General features: G+C 60.9%; 13 protein-coding genes. 6 read left to right on the top strand and 7 right to left on the bottom strand.

Translation table 11 applies throughout. The features are described 5' to 3' along the window. Nucleotides 1-30: 30 nt before the first annotated feature. Nucleotides 31-1527: a lysine--tRNA ligase gene (lysS, locus tag PMI03_RS25960; RefSeq protein WP_007700724.1), complete on the bottom strand. Its 1497-nt coding sequence runs from the start codon at nt 1525-1527 to the stop codon at nt 31-33. Between the two features lie 15 nt (nt 1528-1542). After that, nucleotides 1543-3000 carry a glutamate--tRNA ligase gene (gltX, locus tag PMI03_RS25965; protein WP_007700727.1) on the bottom strand — a complete coding sequence of 486 codons (1458 nt, stop codon included), beginning with the start codon at nt 2998-3000 and terminating at the stop codon, nt 1543-1545. Nucleotides 3001-3349: 349 nt separating this feature from the next. Here gltX and PMI03_RS25970 point away from each other — a divergent pair, with 349 nt between their 5' ends. Continuing rightward, the gene (locus PMI03_RS25970; protein ID WP_007700730.1) at nt 3350-3760 is read left to right on the top strand and encodes a hypothetical protein; all 411 of its coding nucleotides are present in this window, start codon (nt 3350-3352) and stop codon (nt 3758-3760) included. A gap of 34 nt (nt 3761-3794) precedes the next feature. Here the strand turns inward: PMI03_RS25970 and PMI03_RS25975 are convergent, their stop codons facing one another. From PMI03_RS25975 to PMI03_RS25985, 3 genes are all read right to left on the bottom strand, one after another. Continuing rightward, nucleotides 3795-4538: a TerC family protein gene (locus tag PMI03_RS25975; RefSeq protein ID WP_007700734.1), complete on the bottom strand. Its 744-nt coding sequence runs from the start codon at nt 4536-4538 to the stop codon at nt 3795-3797. Between the two features lie 133 nt (nt 4539-4671). Next, nucleotides 4672-5511, bottom strand: a complete 840-nt coding sequence (locus PMI03_RS25980; protein WP_007700738.1) for a GyrI-like domain-containing protein — start codon at nt 5509-5511, stop codon at nt 4672-4674. A gap of 104 nt (nt 5512-5615) precedes the next feature. Further along, nucleotides 5616-6296, bottom strand: coding sequence for a TetR/AcrR family transcriptional regulator (locus PMI03_RS25985; RefSeq protein ID WP_012652411.1), 681 nt, complete (start codon nt 6294-6296; stop codon nt 5616-5618). Nucleotides 6297-6461: 165 nt separating this feature from the next. Between PMI03_RS25985 and PMI03_RS25990 the strand changes: the two genes are divergently transcribed. From PMI03_RS25990 to xylA, 5 genes are all read left to right on the top strand, one after another. After that, nucleotides 6462-7682: an HlyD family secretion protein gene (locus PMI03_RS25990; RefSeq protein WP_007700747.1), complete on the top strand. Its 1221-nt coding sequence runs from the start codon at nt 6462-6464 to the stop codon at nt 7680-7682. 18 nt (nt 7683-7700) lie between these two features. Beyond that, nucleotides 7701-9305: a DHA2 family efflux MFS transporter permease subunit gene (locus PMI03_RS25995; RefSeq protein ID WP_007700750.1), complete on the top strand. Its 1605-nt coding sequence runs from the start codon at nt 7701-7703 to the stop codon at nt 9303-9305. Between the two features lie 146 nt (nt 9306-9451). Further along, nucleotides 9452-10477: a LacI family DNA-binding transcriptional regulator gene (locus tag PMI03_RS26000; RefSeq protein WP_007700773.1), complete on the top strand. Its 1026-nt coding sequence runs from the start codon at nt 9452-9454 to the stop codon at nt 10475-10477. A gap of 27 nt (nt 10478-10504) precedes the next feature. Continuing rightward, on the top strand, nt 10505-11962 hold the full coding sequence (gene xylB, locus PMI03_RS26005) for a xylulokinase (protein ID WP_007700776.1): 1458 nt from the start codon (nt 10505-10507) through the stop codon (nt 11960-11962). Between the two features lie 42 nt (nt 11963-12004). Next, nucleotides 12005-13315: a xylose isomerase gene (gene xylA / locus PMI03_RS26010; RefSeq protein ID WP_007700780.1), complete on the top strand. Its 1311-nt coding sequence runs from the start codon at nt 12005-12007 to the stop codon at nt 13313-13315. Nucleotides 13316-13358: 43 nt separating this feature from the next. Here xylA and PMI03_RS26015 read toward each other — a convergent pair whose 3' ends face one another. Together PMI03_RS26015 and PMI03_RS26020 are read right to left on the bottom strand one after the other, a co-directional pair. Beyond that, nucleotides 13359-13715, bottom strand: a complete 357-nt coding sequence (locus PMI03_RS26015; protein ID WP_007700783.1) for a VOC family protein — start codon at nt 13713-13715, stop codon at nt 13359-13361. 11 nt (nt 13716-13726) lie between these two features. After that, nucleotides 13727-14752, bottom strand: coding sequence for a LacI family DNA-binding transcriptional regulator (locus PMI03_RS26020; protein ID WP_007700786.1), 1026 nt, complete (start codon nt 14750-14752; stop codon nt 13727-13729). Nucleotides 14753-14798 lie beyond the last annotated feature (46 nt).

Consider the following 14798-nt stretch of genomic DNA (forward strand, 5'->3'; position numbering starts at 1 on the left):
TTTTTTCTATGCTGGCTTGGCGAAGCCGGCTCAGTCCGCCTTGGCGCGGCGTGCCGGGAACAGGATGATGTCGCGGATCGACGGGGAGTTGGTCAGCAGCATGATCAGGCGATCGACGCCGATGCCGAGGCCGCCGGCGGGCGGCATGCCCTGGTCGATAGCGTCGAGGAATTCCTCGTCCAATTCCTTCTGCTTCTCGCCGCGTGCATGCGCCTGTTCGAGCTGCTCGACCATGCGGGCGCGCTGCTCTTCCGGATCGTTGAGTTCCGAGAAGGCGTTGCCGAGTTCCCACGCGTTGCAATAGGTCTCGAAGCGTTCGACGAGGCGCGGTTCGCCCGGCACTTCCTTGGCGAAGGGCGAGATGTCCTTCGGGAAATGCGTGACGTGCGACGGCTGGATCAGCGTGCCTTCGACCTTCTCTTCGAAGATGAAGGCGAGGCATTCGCCCCAGGTGGCGTCCTTTTCGACGGCGAAGCCGGCGGCCTTGGAGGCGGCGCGAGCTTCTTCGTCGGTCTTGAGCGCCAGGAAGTCGATGCCGGTCGCTTCCTTGACGGCGTCAGGCATGGGCACGCGGCGGAACGGACCCTTGAAGGAAATCTGTTTGTCGCCGAAGGCAAATTCCGTGCTGCCGTGGATCGACATCGCCAGCGTCGAGAATAGACGCTCGACGAGGTCCATGATGTCCTCGTAGTCGGCATAGGCCCAGTAGCATTCCATCATGGTGAATTCTGGATTGTGCCGGGTGGAGACGCCTTCATTGCGGAAATTGCGGTTGATCTCGAACACCTTGTCGGTGAGGCCCGAAACCAGCGTGCGCTTCAGGAACAATTCCGGCGCGATGCGCAGGTACATGTCGAGCTTCAGCGTGTTGTGATGCGTCTTGAACGGCTCGGCTGTTGCGCCACCATAGACCGAATGCAGCATCGGCGTCTCGACTTCCATGAAGCCGTCATCTTCCATGAAGCGACGGATGCCGGAGACGATGCGGCTGCGCTGCTGGAAGCGGAGCTTGGATTCCTCGTTGGTCATGATGTCGAGATGGCGCTTGCGGTAGCGCAGCTCGATGTCGGACAGGCCATGCCACTTCTCGGGCATCGGCAGCAGCGACTTGGTCAGCATGGTGATCTGCTGCGCATTGATCGTCAGCTCACCGCGCTTGGTGCGGCGAACGACGCCGGTGACGCCGATGATGTCGCCGATATCGATCATCGGCAGCAGGGCGCGGGCGTCTTCGCCGGTGACGTCCTTGTGGCTGAAGATCTGGATCTTGCCGGAGGCGTCATGGATATCCATGAACATGCCGGAATTGCGCGACGAGTAGACGCGGCCGGCAACGGTGACGACATCGGTCGTTTCGGTGTCCGGCTCCAGGCCCTCATATTTCGCCGTCAGTTCGGCATTGGTCAGCGTCCGGTGAAAATGCGCCGGATAGACGTCGCCGATCTTTTCGCGCAGCAGCTTCAGCTTCTGGGCGCGAACTTCCGTTGCGTCGGAGGAGAGGGCTGATGTTTCGGTCTTGTCGTTCATGGTTCTACGTCCGGTTCAGTTCTTCGGGCCGACGAGGGTCGCAACGGTCTGGGCGGCAAGTTTCAGCCGCTGGCGCACGACGGAGCGGCCAAGGATCGCCATGCTATCGAAAAGCGGCAGCGAGCGCGAGGAGCCCGATACGGCGACGAAGAGCGGCGCGACGATGACCTTCAGCTTCTTGCCCATGCGGTCGGCGATGGCGCGCAGTTCGGCTTCGATCGTCTCGACATTCCATTCGAGGATCTTTTCGAGGTCCGGCTGCACCGTGTTCAGAATTTCCAGCAGTTCTTCCGGTGTCGACTTGATCCTGGCGAAAGCAGCGGGATCAAGATTGAGGTCGGACTTGAACAGGAAGCCGGTGAGATCCGGCAGTTCGCCAAGCTTGGAGATGCGCGACTGCGACAGCTTCAGGCCTTCCTGCAGGCGGCTGTTTTCCATCGCCCAGGTCAGCACCCGCTGCTGGAATTCTTCTTCCGAGAGCTTTTCGCGGATCCAGCGGCCGTTCAGCCAGTCGAGCTTCTGGATATCGAAGATCGCGCCAGCCTTGGAGAGGTTTTCCGGATCGAACTTTTCGGCCAGCTCGTCCATGGTCAACAACTCGTCGCCTTCGGCGATCTGGACGAAGAACAGGCCGAGGAAGTTCATCAGCGCTTCGGGAATATAGCCGAGAGCCGTGTAATAGGAGATCGACGTCGGGTTCTTGCGCTTTGATAGCTTCGACTTGTCGGCATTGCGCATCAGCGACAGGTGCATGAAGACCGGCGGTTCAAGGCCGAGATAGCGATAGATCAGGATGTGCTTCGGCACCGAGGCGAGCCATTCCTCGCCGCGGGCCACATGGGTGATCTTCATCAGATGGTCGTCGACGACGTTGGCCATGTGATAGGTCGGCATGCCGTCGGCCTTGAGCAGAACCTGCATGTCGACGGCATCCCACGGGATTTCGACGTCGCCATAGACGCCGTCATGGAACTTGCAGGAGCCTTCGGTCGGGATCTTCATGCGAACGACATGCGGCTCGCCTGCGGCAACGCGCGACGAGACTTCCTCAGCCGAAAGGTTCAGACAGTGGCCGTCATATTTCGGCGGCAGGCCGGCGGCGCGCTGGGCGGCGCGCATCTGCTCCAGGCGCTCCGGCGTGCAGAAGCAGCGGAAGCCGTGGCCGGCATCGACGATCTTCTCGACGTAGGGCTTGTAGAGGTCCTTGCGGTCGCTCTGGCGATAGGGGCCGTAGGGGCCGCCGATATCGGGACCTTCCGACCATTTGAGGCCGCACCACTTCAGCGCGTCGAGCACCTTGGTCTCGAATTCCGGCGTCGAGCGTGTCGCGTCGGTGTCTTCGATGCGCAGGATGAACTCGCCGCCATGCTTCTTGGCGAAGAGATAATTGAACAGCGCGATATAGGCGGTGCCGACATGCGGCTCGCCGGTCGGGGAGGGTGCGATGCGGACGCGAACGCCTGAAGTGGTCATTTTGTTTGCCCGTCAGAAAAAGCCAGGCCGCTGCGTGGGATAGGCGCTGCCCGGCTGGAGATGTTTATCTGGATCAGGAAACCGGCCGGAAAAGGGCGTCTTGCCGCTTCAATTCCGCGTTTCCGTTTGGCTGGCCTTAGGCCATATTCAATGGATGACGTCAAGGGAAAGTGCGTCGCGACACGGCGCGGACGCAAGCGCGGTGCCGGCACGCTGCTTCGTCTGTCACGATCTCTTCTCCTCTTTCCATTCGGAAAAGCCTGAATAGAAAGGCGGACGTATTATTTTTCGTTTGCAATTTCTGCGACAGTGGCAGAATTGATCTTCAATTGACCAATGGGAGAAAGCGATGAAGAAATTCATCTTGAGCTTTTTATTCGTGGGAACCATGCTCAGCCCAGCCGCCGCCCAATCGACGATAACGCGTGATGGTTCTGCCCGTCTTCTCGATAGCTACCGGGCCTATATCGGTCACGACGATCTGTATAATTCCAAGGGAGAGCGGCTGGAGCTGCCCTGGCAGATTATCCGGCAGGATCGCGCGAACTATCACGCCTACCGCCGCCGCGATCGGGGTGATCAGGGCGACAGCTTCTTCTCGGACCCCGCCAACCGCCAGCGTCTGGAAGTAATGCTCGCAAGTGGTACCATCACCGACGATGCCGCGAACGACATCGTTCGCGGCAACATATGGATCAAGGTGGATATTTACGGTCGGGGTGACATCGGCGAATGGGTCGATGTCCACGTCCAGGAGTGAGCGCCGCACCCATATGCGGGTGCGGACCTTTTCCTCAATGGCCGCCAGTCGCCTTTTTCCGCTTGTTGCGCACGACCATGTTCAGCACTTCGACGGCGGCCGAGAAGGCCATGGCGGTGTAGACGTAGCCCTTGGGAACGTGGAAGCCCATGCCTTCGGCAATCAACGTCGTGCCGATCATCAGCAGGAAGGCCAGCGCCAACATGACGATGGTCGGGTTCTTCTCGATGAAATTGGCAAGCGGGTTGGCGGCGACCAGCATGACGGTGACGGCGGCGATGACGGCAACGAACATGATCGGCAGATGCGGCGTCATGCCGACGGCGGTGATGATGCTGTCGACCGAGAAGACGAGGTCGAGCAGCAGGATCTGGCCGATGGCGGCGGCAAAGGTCGATGTCGTCGACTTGGCGATGAAGTCCTCGCCATGTTCGGAGGGATCGACATTGTGATGAATTTCCTTCGTGGCCTTCCAGACGAGGAAGAGGCCGCCACCGATCAGGATCATGTCTTTCCACGAATAGCCGTGGCCGAAGAGTTCGAAGACCGGCGTCGTCAGCTGCACGATCCAGGCGACGGTGCCGAGCAGGGCAAGGCGCATGATGAGCGCGAGGCCGATACCTATCTTGCGTGCCTTCTCGCGGTGTTCGGGCGGCAGCTTGTTGGTCAGGATCGAGATGAAGATGAGGTTGTCGATACCGAGGACCACCTCCATGACGACAAGCGTGATCAGCGCAACCCATGCGCTCGGATCCTGGATCAAGCCAACAATGTCCATTAACGATTTCCTTTGGTCAGCGTTTGCCGAACGCTGACCCCCAGCTCCGGCTCCTCAATAATCGTCGGTAATGTAAGGAGCGAATTCACAGGTGCAAGCGGCGGCGCCATTTTCGTAGGCGCCGCAGCTGCTTCTATGCCTTCAGGGGGATCCAGATCTCCGTCACGCCCATGCCGGTCTGAGGGTCGAAACGGTCGTCGTAGCGCTCCATCATGTCGGGCAGGCTGGCGTGCTGGTAACTGGATTGCGGCAGCCAGTCACCGAAGATCTGATGCACGGTAGCAGAGATGCCGGAGATGTGGCCGCGATGCGTGAAGACGGCATAGCGCTGCTGTGGCAGTTTCAGGGTCGTAAAGCCCTCCGGCAGGTCGTCGGCCGCGCTGATCTCGGCGGCGGACATATAGCGGAAGCTTTCGGTCTCACCTTCAGCCTGAGTGCAGACGCCATAGGCGACATTGCCGACCTGGCCGGGGATGTGGCCGAAATGCTGGTTGAACCGCTGCCAGAGCGAGGGAATCCCTTCCGTGGCCTCATGGGCATAGGTTTCCGCAAGGCCGGCAAGCAGCATTGCGGGGCGGGTCTCGAAACGCGGTGCGTCGAGCTTGGGGAGGTGGGTCTCGTCCATTCTGATTGGCTCCAGTAAGGCAAGGTTTCTGGCGTGCCCCTGTTTGCGCAAGCTGTCGGGCGTCATGCCGAACTGTTCGCGGAAGGCACGGGTGAAAGCCTCATGCGAGCCGTAGCCCGCATCGAGGGCAACCTGGAGAATGGTCGATGAGCTGTCGATCAGCGCAAGAGCCGCCCCGCTAAGGCGCCGCCCCCGGATATAGCCGCTGATCGAATGGCCGGTGGTCAGTCCGAAGACGCGCGACAGATAGTAGCGCGACAAGCCGGCCGTGTCGGCAATCTCGTCGAGCGAGATGTCCGACGCAAAATGGCTTTCGATGAACCATATCGCTCGTCCAATCGCGCTCATGTCTAACTCCCTGGTTGCCGGCTCATTGTTAGGCGTCGACCGGCGATGGGATTTGATCGTGATTGCGGAGTTGATGGCAAGACCTGCTAGCCATCGGCTGGCCGTCAGGCGCAATCTTTCTGTTTGGAACCATAGGCGGCCAGGAAGACACGCACGGCGCCGCGCACGACATAATCGATCTCTTCTTTCGAAGGAGGGGCTTCCATGTCGCCGAACAGCCTTAGCTTGAAATAGCCGCCGCTGGCCATCTCGAGAAACTGGCGCGCGGCCATGTCGAAATCCTCGATCTCGACGCTGCCTGCCTCGGCCTTGCGCTCCAGATAGCTGCGCAACACGGTACGCAGGTTTTCCGGGCCGGTGAAGAAGCGCTGACAGAGAGACGGCATGCGCTCACGCACACCGATGACGGTTCGCATGGCGCTGATGATCTTGTCGGATGTGACGTGGGTCGCAAACACCTTGCCGAACTCAAGGAGACTTGACGCGATGTCGGTATCCTCGGCGAGCGCTGCGCGCACGATTTCGACGAAATGTGCACGTTCGCTGTTCACAATGGCGGAGAACAGGTCTTCCTTATTGGCGAAATAGACGTAGAGCGTGCCCTTGGAGACGCCAGCTTCGCGCGTGACGTCGTTCATGCTCGCGGCATCGAACCCCATTTTCATGAAGACGCGCTTGGCGCCCTCCAGAATTTGCTGGCGCTTGACCGGATCTTCACCGGCGGCCCATCGTCCACCGGATGCGGGTGCGTTCAAGACGGCGACATTTTGCGGTTCGTGCTTCATGGTCTCCTTACACTCAATCATTTTTGGAGAACCTTAATCAGATTCGCCAAATAAATCGAACTCAGTGGTTCGATACCACTTGATATGGAGTGGAAAACGATCTATGTCAACTGAACCGAACCGTTCAGTTCGATTATTTTACCCAGATTCTCCGGTGGTAGGGCAATGTCGTCTAGTCATGGTAACAACGTAGCACGCATCGTGAACGATGCCGCTGATACCGAAATGGAAGCAACGGAAGCCGGTGTAACGGCCGAAGCTCCCGCCGCGGAAACCCGCGGCAATCCAGCCCCCGCCCAGGCTGCGCCAGCATCTCCGGCCGAGGTGGCCCCACCGCCCGCCGAGAAGAAGCGGCGCAGCCTGGTTATGCCCATCGTCGTCGTTCTGGCGCTCGTCGGCGGCGGCTGGTACGGTTATGACTGGTGGACGACGGGCCGCTTCATGGTTTCCACCGACGACGCCTATATCGAAGGCGACATCGCGACCATTCAGCCGAAGGTCACCGGTTATGTCGCCAAGGTGAATGTCGTTGCCAACCAGCAGGTCAAGACGGGCGACGTGCTCGCCACGCTCGATGACGGCGACTACAAGCTGGCGCTGGAACAGGCGCAGGCCTCGCTCGTCACCGAGCAGCTGTCGCTGCACACGATCGACGCGCAGATTGCCGCCGGTCAGGCGACCCTTGCCCAGTCGCAGGCCCAGAAGGTCGCGCTTGAAGCAACGGTACGTGGCGCACAGATCACCCAGACTCGCGCCGCCGAACTGCAGGCGAAGTCGGTTGGCACCACGGCTTCTCTCGATAGCGCCAATATCGCGCTTGACCAGGCCAAGGCCAATCTCGTCGGCGGCGATGCCGCCATCGCATCGGCCCAGGCCAATATCAACCTGCTGCAGGCGCAGCGCACCCAGGCCGAGAGCACCATCAAGGGCCTCGAAGCTGCTCGTGACAAGGCTGCCCGCGATCTCTCCTTCACGGTCCTGAAGGCGCCCTATGACGGCGTCGTTGGTAACCGCTCCGTGCAGGAAGGCGATCTCGTCTCTCCCGGCCAGAAGCTGATGGCGATCGTTCCGACCCGCCAGCTCTACATCGACGCCAACTTCAAGGAAACGCAGATCCAGCATCTGGTTCCCGGCTCGAAGGTCAACGTCCAGGTCGATGCCTATAGCGATCATCCGATCGTCGGCACGGTCGAGTCGATTTCGCCGGCTTCCGGCTCGGTCTTCTCGCTGCTGCCGCCGGAAAACGCGACGGGCAATTTCACCAAGATCATCCAGCGCGTGCCAGTTCGCATCGCCCTGCCGCAGGATGCGCTCGATAGCGGTCGCCTGCGAGCCGGCCTGAGTGTCGTCGTCGATGTCGACACCCGCACGGCGCCGGACAAGTAAGCTCGGGAGAGACATATCATGTCGTCGGCCAGCACTACCGCAGGCGCCCCTCCGCGGGCGCCGGCGCCCGCCGTTTCCGCGGCGGATGAACACATGGACCCGAAAAAGCTCATCGCCTTCCTTGCGATGGTGCTCGGCATGTTCATGTCGATCCTCGACATTCAGATCGTCTCGGCGTCGCTCAGCGAAATCCAGGCCGGCCTCAGCGCCGGCTCGGATGAGATCGGCTGGGTGCAGACCGCCTATCTGATCGCTGAAGTCATCATGATCCCATTGTCGGGAACGCTGGCGCGTATCATCTCGACGCGTTACCTCTTCGCTATCTCCGCGGCTGGTTTCACCATGGCCAGCGCGCTGGCGGCGACCGCCACCAATATCGACCAGATGATCATCTACCGCGCGCTGCAGGGCTTCATCGGCGGCGGCATGATCCCTTCTGTCTTCGCGGCTGCCTTCACCATCTTCCCGCCGTCGAAGCGCAATATCGTCTCGCCGATCATCGGCCTGATCGCCACGCTGGCGCCGACCATCGGCCCGACCGTTGGCGGCTATCTGTCCAATGCCTTCTCCTGGCACTGGCTGTTCCTGGTCAACATCCCACCGGGCATCGTCGTCGCCATCGTCACCTGGAACTACATCGATTTCGACAAGCCCGAGCTGTCGCTGATGAAGAAGTTCGACTGGTGGGGCCTGTTCTCCATGGGCGTCTTCCTCGGCGCGCTGGAATATGTGCTGGAAGAGGGCAACACCAACGACTGGTTCAACGACAGCTACATCACCATTGCCGCCATCGCTTCCGGCATCGGCGCAATCATCTTTTTCTACCGTGCTTTCTCGGTGGATTTCCCGGTGGTGGATCTGAAGGCTTTCGCCAACAAGAACTTCTCCTTCGGCTCGGTGTTCTCCTTCGTGATGGGCATCGGTCTTTATGGTCTGACCTACATCTACCCGCTCTATCTCGCCCGCATCCGCGGCTACGATTCGCTGCAGATCGGCGAGACGATGTTCGTATCGGGCCTGACGATGTTCTTTACGGCGCCGCTTGCCGGCTTCCTGTCGAGCAAGCTCGATCTGCGCATCATGATGGTCATCGGCTTTACCAGTTTCTCGGCCGGCACCTACATCATGATGCATCTGACGACGGATTGGGATTTCTACGAGCTGCTGATCCCGCAGATCCTGCGCGGCTTCGGGCTGATGCTCTGCATGGTGCCGATCAACAATATCGCGCTCGGAACCATGCCGCCCGCGCGCATGCGAGGTGCATCCGGCCTGTTCAACCTGACGCGTAATCTCGGCGGCGCCGTCGGCCTTGCCATCATCAACACGCTTCTGACGAACCGCCAGGATTTGCATTACTTCAATCTGCGCGACAATATCCAATGGGGCAATCAGGTTGCCGTCAACCAGTTGAACAACATGGCCACCAGCTTCACCGCCTCGGGCCTGGACGGCCAGCAAGCTGCGCTGAGGCAGATGGTCAACATGACAACGCAGCAGGCAATGATCATGTCCTTCAGCGATATCTTCCTGATGCTGACGGTGCTGTTCCTGGCGATGATCCTCGGCGTATTGATGCTGAGCAAGCCGAAGACAGCGGGCGGCGGCGGCGGAGGCCATTGATTTCGTCCTATCCTATTGCAATGAATGGGCTCCTCACATCGAGGAGCCCTTTTTCGTTGTGGCGATTGACAGGAAAATATCAGCGCAAAAAATTTCTGATTTACGTACATCAGAAATGGCGGTAAGCATCTCGTCAGGAGGAGCTGATGAGACCCACTGTGTACGATATCGCCGCTGCCGCGGGCGTCAGCCTTGCGACTGTGGACCGGGTGCTGAACCAGCGCCCGGGCGTGCGCATCGTGACGCGCGAGAAGGTGGAAGCGGCGATCCGCGACATCGGCTATGTGCGCGACGTGGCGGCGGCCAATCTTGCCAAGGGTCGCGTCTATCCGCTGGTCTTCATCCTGCCGACCGGTGACAATTCCTTCATGCACGGCCTTTACGCCGAGGTGCGCCAGGCGATGACACGTTCGTCCCTCGAGCGCACCGAGATCCGCATCGTCGAAGTGCCCGCCTTCGATCCGCCGGCGCTGGTGGCGGCGCTCGATGCGCTGCATGGACAAGATGTCGCTGGCGTAGCGCTTGTGGCGACCGATGCGCCGGAGGTTCGCGCCGCCGTCGACCGATTGGTGGATGCGCGCATTCCCGTCGTCACTCTCGTCTCCGATCTCACCGGTTCCATGCGGCATCACTATGCCGGCGTCGACAATATTGCCGCCGGCCGGACGGCAGCCCGGTTGCTTGGCCGGTTTCTTGGTGGCCGCAAGGGCGATATCACGGTTCTCGCCGGCTCCATGCTTGTGCGCGACCATCGCGAGCGCCTTGAGGGATTTGCCGCCCTGATGGCGGCGGAATTTCCGCAATTGCGGCTGTTGCCGGTGCTTGAAGGGCGCGACGATCCGGAGATCACCAGCGGGCTGGTCTCCGAGGCGCTTGCCGGCAGCAACGATATCATTGGTATTTACAGTCTCGGCGCCGGTAATCGCGGCCTGATCAGGGCGCTGAAGGCGACCGGGCAGGGGCGTGGGCTGACGGTGGTGGCGCATGAACTCACCGAACATACGCGCGCGGCGCTGCAGGACGGCACGATCGATGCCGTGCTCAATCAGGATGCCGGCCATGAGGTGCGCAGCGCCATCCGCGTCCTGAAGGCGACGGCGGATGGCCAGGGCTTCATTGCCGGCCAGGAGCGCATACGCCTCGACATTTTCGTGAAGGACAATCTGCCGTGAACGGCGGACTCTAGGGAGTATTATCTGATGTATTTGGGTCTCGATCTCGGAACGTCCGGCGTCAAAGCGATGCTGATCGACGGTAATCAGAAGATCATCGGCTCGGCCAATGGCGGGCTTGACGTATCGCGTCCGCATCCGGGCTGGTCGGAGCAGGAGCCGTCGCACTGGATCCGCGCCACCGAAGAAGCGGTCGCCGGCCTGAGGGCTGCGCATCCGAAGGAATTGGCGGCTGCGCGTGGCATCGGGCTTTCCGGCCAGATGCACGGGGCCACATTGCTCGACGCCGACGACAAGGTGCTGCGCCCCTGCATCCTCTGGAACGATACGCGCAGCTATCACGAAGCGGCGGCCCTCGACGCCGATCCGCGTTTTCGGGCGCTGACCGGCAATATCGTTTTCCCCGGCTTCACCGCGCCGAAGCTCGCCTGGGTTGCCAAGCATGAGCCGGATGTCTTCGCCAAGGTGCGTTGGGTGCTGTTGCCGAAGGACTATCTGCGCCTGTGGCTGACAGGCGAGCACATTTCGGAAATGTCGGATTCCGCCGGCACCTCCTGGCTCGATACCGGCAAGCGCAAATGGTCGTCCGAGCTGCTGGCCGCGACCGGCCTCGACGAAAAGCAGATGCCGACGCTGGTCGAAGGCACGGACGCCGCCGGTAAGTTGCGCGGCGAGCTGGCCTCGAAGTGGGGCATTGCGGGCGACGTCGTCGTGGCTGGCGGGGCAGGCGACAATGCCGCTTCCGCCTGCGGCATGGGTACGGTCAGCCATGGCGCCGCCTTCGTCTCGCTCGGCACCTCGGGCGTGCTCTTCGCCGCCAACGGCTCCTACCTGCCGAAGCCGGAAAGCGCCGTGCATGCCTTCTGCCACGCGCTGCCGAACACCTGGCACCAGATGGGCGTCATCCTGTCGGCGACCGATGCGCTGAACTGGCATTCGAGCGTCACCGGCAAATCCGCCGCCGACCTCACCGGCGAACTCGGAGACACGCTGAAGGCGCCGTCGAGCGTCACCTTCCTTCCCTATCTTTCCGGTGAGCGCACGCCACACAATGACGCGACCATCCGCGGCGCCTTCATCGGCCTCGGTCATGAGAGCGGCCGCGCCGTGCTGACGCAGGCGGTGCTCGAAGGCGTCAGCTTCGCCATCCGGGACAATCTCGAAGCGCTGCGCTCCGCTGGCACCGACATTGCCCGCGTCACCGCCATCGGCGGCGGTTCGCGCTCGCGCTACTGGCTCGCCTCGATCGCGACAGCACTTGGCGTTCCCGTCGACCTGCCGGCCGACGGCGATTTCGGCGCGGCCTTCGGTGCTGCCCGTCTCGGCCTGATTGCGGCGACGGGTGCCGATCCGGTCGCCGTGTGCTCGGCCCCGGAAACGGCTGGAACGATCGAGCCCGTTACGGCGCTGACCGGCGCCTATGAGGATGCCTACAAGCGTTACCGCGCGCTCTACCCGGCGATTAAGCCATTGAGCGCGCGTTGAAATAATCAACCAAGATCAAATTTCATTCCAAGGAGACAAGACATGAGCACCGGCTTTTTCGGCGATATCGCCAAGGTCAAATACGAAGGCCCCGACAGCACCAATCCGCTGGCCTTCCGCCACTACAACAAGGACGAAGTGGTTCTCGGCAAGCGCATGGAAGATCATCTGCGCTTTGCCGTTGCCTATTGGCATACCTTCACCTGGCCGGGCGGCGACCCCTTCGGCGGCCAGACCTTCCTGCGTCCTTGGTTCAACGAGACGATGGAAGCTGCCAAGCTGAAGGCTGACGTTGCCTTCGAATTCTTCACTTTGCTTGGTTCGCCCTATTACTGCTTCCACGATGCCGATGTGCGTCCGGAAGGCAAGAATTTCGCCGAGAACACCAAGAACCTCAACGAGATTGTCGATTATTTCGCCCAGAAGCAGGCCGATACCGGCGTCAAGCTTTTGTGGGGCACGGCAAACCTCTTCTCCAACCGCCGCTTCATGTCGGGCGCTGCTACCAATCCGGATCCGGATGTCTTCGCTTTCTCGGCTGCGACCGTGAAGACCTGCATGGATGCGACGCACAAGCTCGGCGGCGAAAACTACGTTCTCTGGGGCGGCCGCGAAGGCTATGAAACCCTGCTCAACACCGACTTGAAGCGCGAGCTGGACCAGATGGGCCGCTTCCTCAACCTCGTGGTCGAATACAAGCACAAGATCGGCTTCAAGGGCGCGATCCTGATCGAGCCGAAGCCGCAGGAGCCGACCAAGCATCAGTACGACTACGACGTCGCGACCGTCTATGGCTTCCTGAAGAAGAACGGCCTCGAAAACGAAGTGAAGCTCAACATCGAGCAGGGCCATGCGATCCTCGCCGGCCATTCTTTCGAACATGAACTGGCGCTTGCCAACGCGCTCGGCATCTTCGGCTCGATCGACATGAACCGCAACGACTACCAGTCCGGCTGGGATACCGACCAGTTCCCGAACAATGTTCCGGAAATGTCGCTGGCCTACTATCAGGTTCTGGCAGGCGGCGGCTTTACAAGCGGCGGCACCAACTTCGACTCGAAGCTGCGCCGTCAGTCGCTCGATCCGGCAGACCTGCTGATCGGCCATATCGGTGGTATGGATTGCTGCGCTCGTGGCCTGAAGGCTGCGGCCAAGATGATCGAGGACAAGGCCCTTTCGCAGCCGCTCGCCGACCGTTACGCCGGCTGGGATTCGGCTGAAGGCCAGAAGCTGCTCCGCGGCGAGTACTCGCTCGACCAGATCGCACAGTGGGTCGAGGCCAAGGATATCAATCCGCAGCCGAAGTCCGGCAAGCAGGAACTGCTGGAAAACATCGTCAACCGTTACGTTTGATGGATCGATGACATCCGGGAGGCGATGCTCATCGCCTCCCGAGCTACCGCCTGAATGCGCGGCTGGAAATCGCTATGGGATTTCCAGAGGGGTCCTTGGCGTTGGCGAACACATAGCCGTCCGCCTGATGCAAAGGTCCGAATTCAAGCCCCTCGGCGGCGCATTTGGTGCGGAAAGCTTCGACATCTTCCACGTCGAAGCCCAATTTCACCAGCACCTGGCCCATCTTCTGGGCCTTTCCAGCGAGATGGATCATCAGATTGGCGCCACCATCCTGCGCCAGCAGCTCGACAATCCGATCGCCTTCGAGCCTCAGTGGCTTGAACCCGAAATGCTTCTCGTAAAAGCCGATCGTCGCTTCTACATCGCGGACATAAAGGGTGATCCTACCGAGCGGCATCGCTACGTACCCTATCGCCGGCTGCGTGACGGTGCCGAGACCGAGTTGCGGACCACCAGATCGGGCAGCAGCAGGATTTCCGCCTCGGGGGGCTCACCGGCCGACAGGAGTTCGAGCAGAAGCGCCATGGCTTGCTTGCCGATGGCGGTGCGCGGTTGTCTGATCGTCGTCAGCGATGGTGACATGAAGACGGCCTGCGGCACGTCGTCGAAGCCGGTCACTGAGAAATCCTTGGGAACGTCGTAGCCGCGCGCCTTCAGCCCGATCATCACGCCGATTGCGGTCTGATCGTTGACGCACATGAAGGCTGTCGGCAGCGTGTCGCGCATGAAAAGCTGCTCGACGGCCAGCCGTCCGCTCTCGATGGTGCCGTCGCCTTCGAAGACGATGCGGAGATCGGCGCCGATCTCGGCGGCGTCCATCCCGGCCTCATAGCCCATGCGCCGTCGGCTATAGGCAAGGCGGGTGCGGGAATCGCCGATGAACGCAATCTTGCGGTGGCCTTCGGCGATGAGCAAGTCGACGGCCTTGCGGGCGCCGGCGATATCGTCCACGCCGACATAGGGAATGCCGCCGTTGAAGACCGGTTCGAAGACGCCGACGCTCGGCGGCAGTCGCGCTGTCATCGTCTGATGTCCGAAGGGCAGGATGCCGGTGAACAGGATCAATCCCGCCGCTTGGTTGGAATTCAGGAATTTCAGATATTCCAGTCCGCGCTGGGCATCGTTCTGCGTGTGGCCGATCAGGATGCCGTAGCCGTGCGACCGTGCCTCGTTTTCCAGCCCGATGAGGATATTGGAGAAATTGGGGTCGCCGATATCAGGTGCGACGACCAGAATCATGTTCGACCGGCCGAGCCGCAGGCTGCGCGCCATGGCGTTGGTCGTATAGCCGGTGATCGCAATCGCTTGATTGACCTTCAGCCGCGTCGAATTTGCGACCTTCTCCGGCATATGGATGGCCCGGGAGACTGTGGCGATCGAAACATTGGCAATTCGGGCGACGTCTTCGATGGTTGCGGGCGTGGAATTCGACACTGCGCTCTGCCTTGGGTCTCGTCTCGGACCGGACACTACACAGACT

Source organism: Rhizobium sp. AP16 (genome assembly GCF_000281735.1).
In the GTDB taxonomy this organism is placed as follows: domain Bacteria; phylum Pseudomonadota; class Alphaproteobacteria; order Rhizobiales; family Rhizobiaceae; genus Rhizobium; species Rhizobium rhizogenes.

What these genes read in the sequence shown, in the direction of transcription:
- PMI03_RS25990 (WP_007700747.1), top strand. Translation starts at nt 6,462, where the DNA reads ATGTCGTCTAGTCATGGTAACAACGTAGCACGCATCGTGAACGATGCC.
- PMI03_RS26000 (WP_007700773.1), top strand. Translation starts at nt 9,452, where the DNA reads ATGAGACCCACTGTGTACGATATCGCCGCTGCCGCGGGCGTCAGCCTT.
- gltX (WP_007700727.1), bottom strand. Translation starts at nt 3,000, where the DNA reads ATGACCACTTCAGGCGTTCGCGTCCGCATCGCACCCTCCCCGACCGGC.
- xylA (WP_007700780.1), top strand. Translation starts at nt 12,005, where the DNA reads ATGAGCACCGGCTTTTTCGGCGATATCGCCAAGGTCAAATACGAAGGC.
- xylB (WP_007700776.1), top strand. Translation starts at nt 10,505, where the DNA reads ATGTATTTGGGTCTCGATCTCGGAACGTCCGGCGTCAAAGCGATGCTG.
- PMI03_RS25995 (WP_007700750.1), top strand. Translation starts at nt 7,701, where the DNA reads ATGTCGTCGGCCAGCACTACCGCAGGCGCCCCTCCGCGGGCGCCGGCG.
- lysS (WP_007700724.1), bottom strand. Translation starts at nt 1,527, where the DNA reads ATGAACGACAAGACCGAAACATCAGCCCTCTCCTCCGACGCAACGGAA.
- PMI03_RS26015 (WP_007700783.1), bottom strand. Translation starts at nt 13,715, where the DNA reads ATGCCGCTCGGTAGGATCACCCTTTATGTCCGCGATGTAGAAGCGACG.
- PMI03_RS25980 (WP_007700738.1), bottom strand. Translation starts at nt 5,511, where the DNA reads ATGAGCGCGATTGGACGAGCGATATGGTTCATCGAAAGCCATTTTGCG.
- PMI03_RS25985 (WP_012652411.1), bottom strand. Translation starts at nt 6,296, where the DNA reads ATGAAGCACGAACCGCAAAATGTCGCCGTCTTGAACGCACCCGCATCC.
- PMI03_RS25975 (WP_007700734.1), bottom strand. Translation starts at nt 4,538, where the DNA reads ATGGACATTGTTGGCTTGATCCAGGATCCGAGCGCATGGGTTGCGCTG.
- PMI03_RS25970 (WP_007700730.1), top strand. Translation starts at nt 3,350, where the DNA reads ATGAAGAAATTCATCTTGAGCTTTTTATTCGTGGGAACCATGCTCAGC.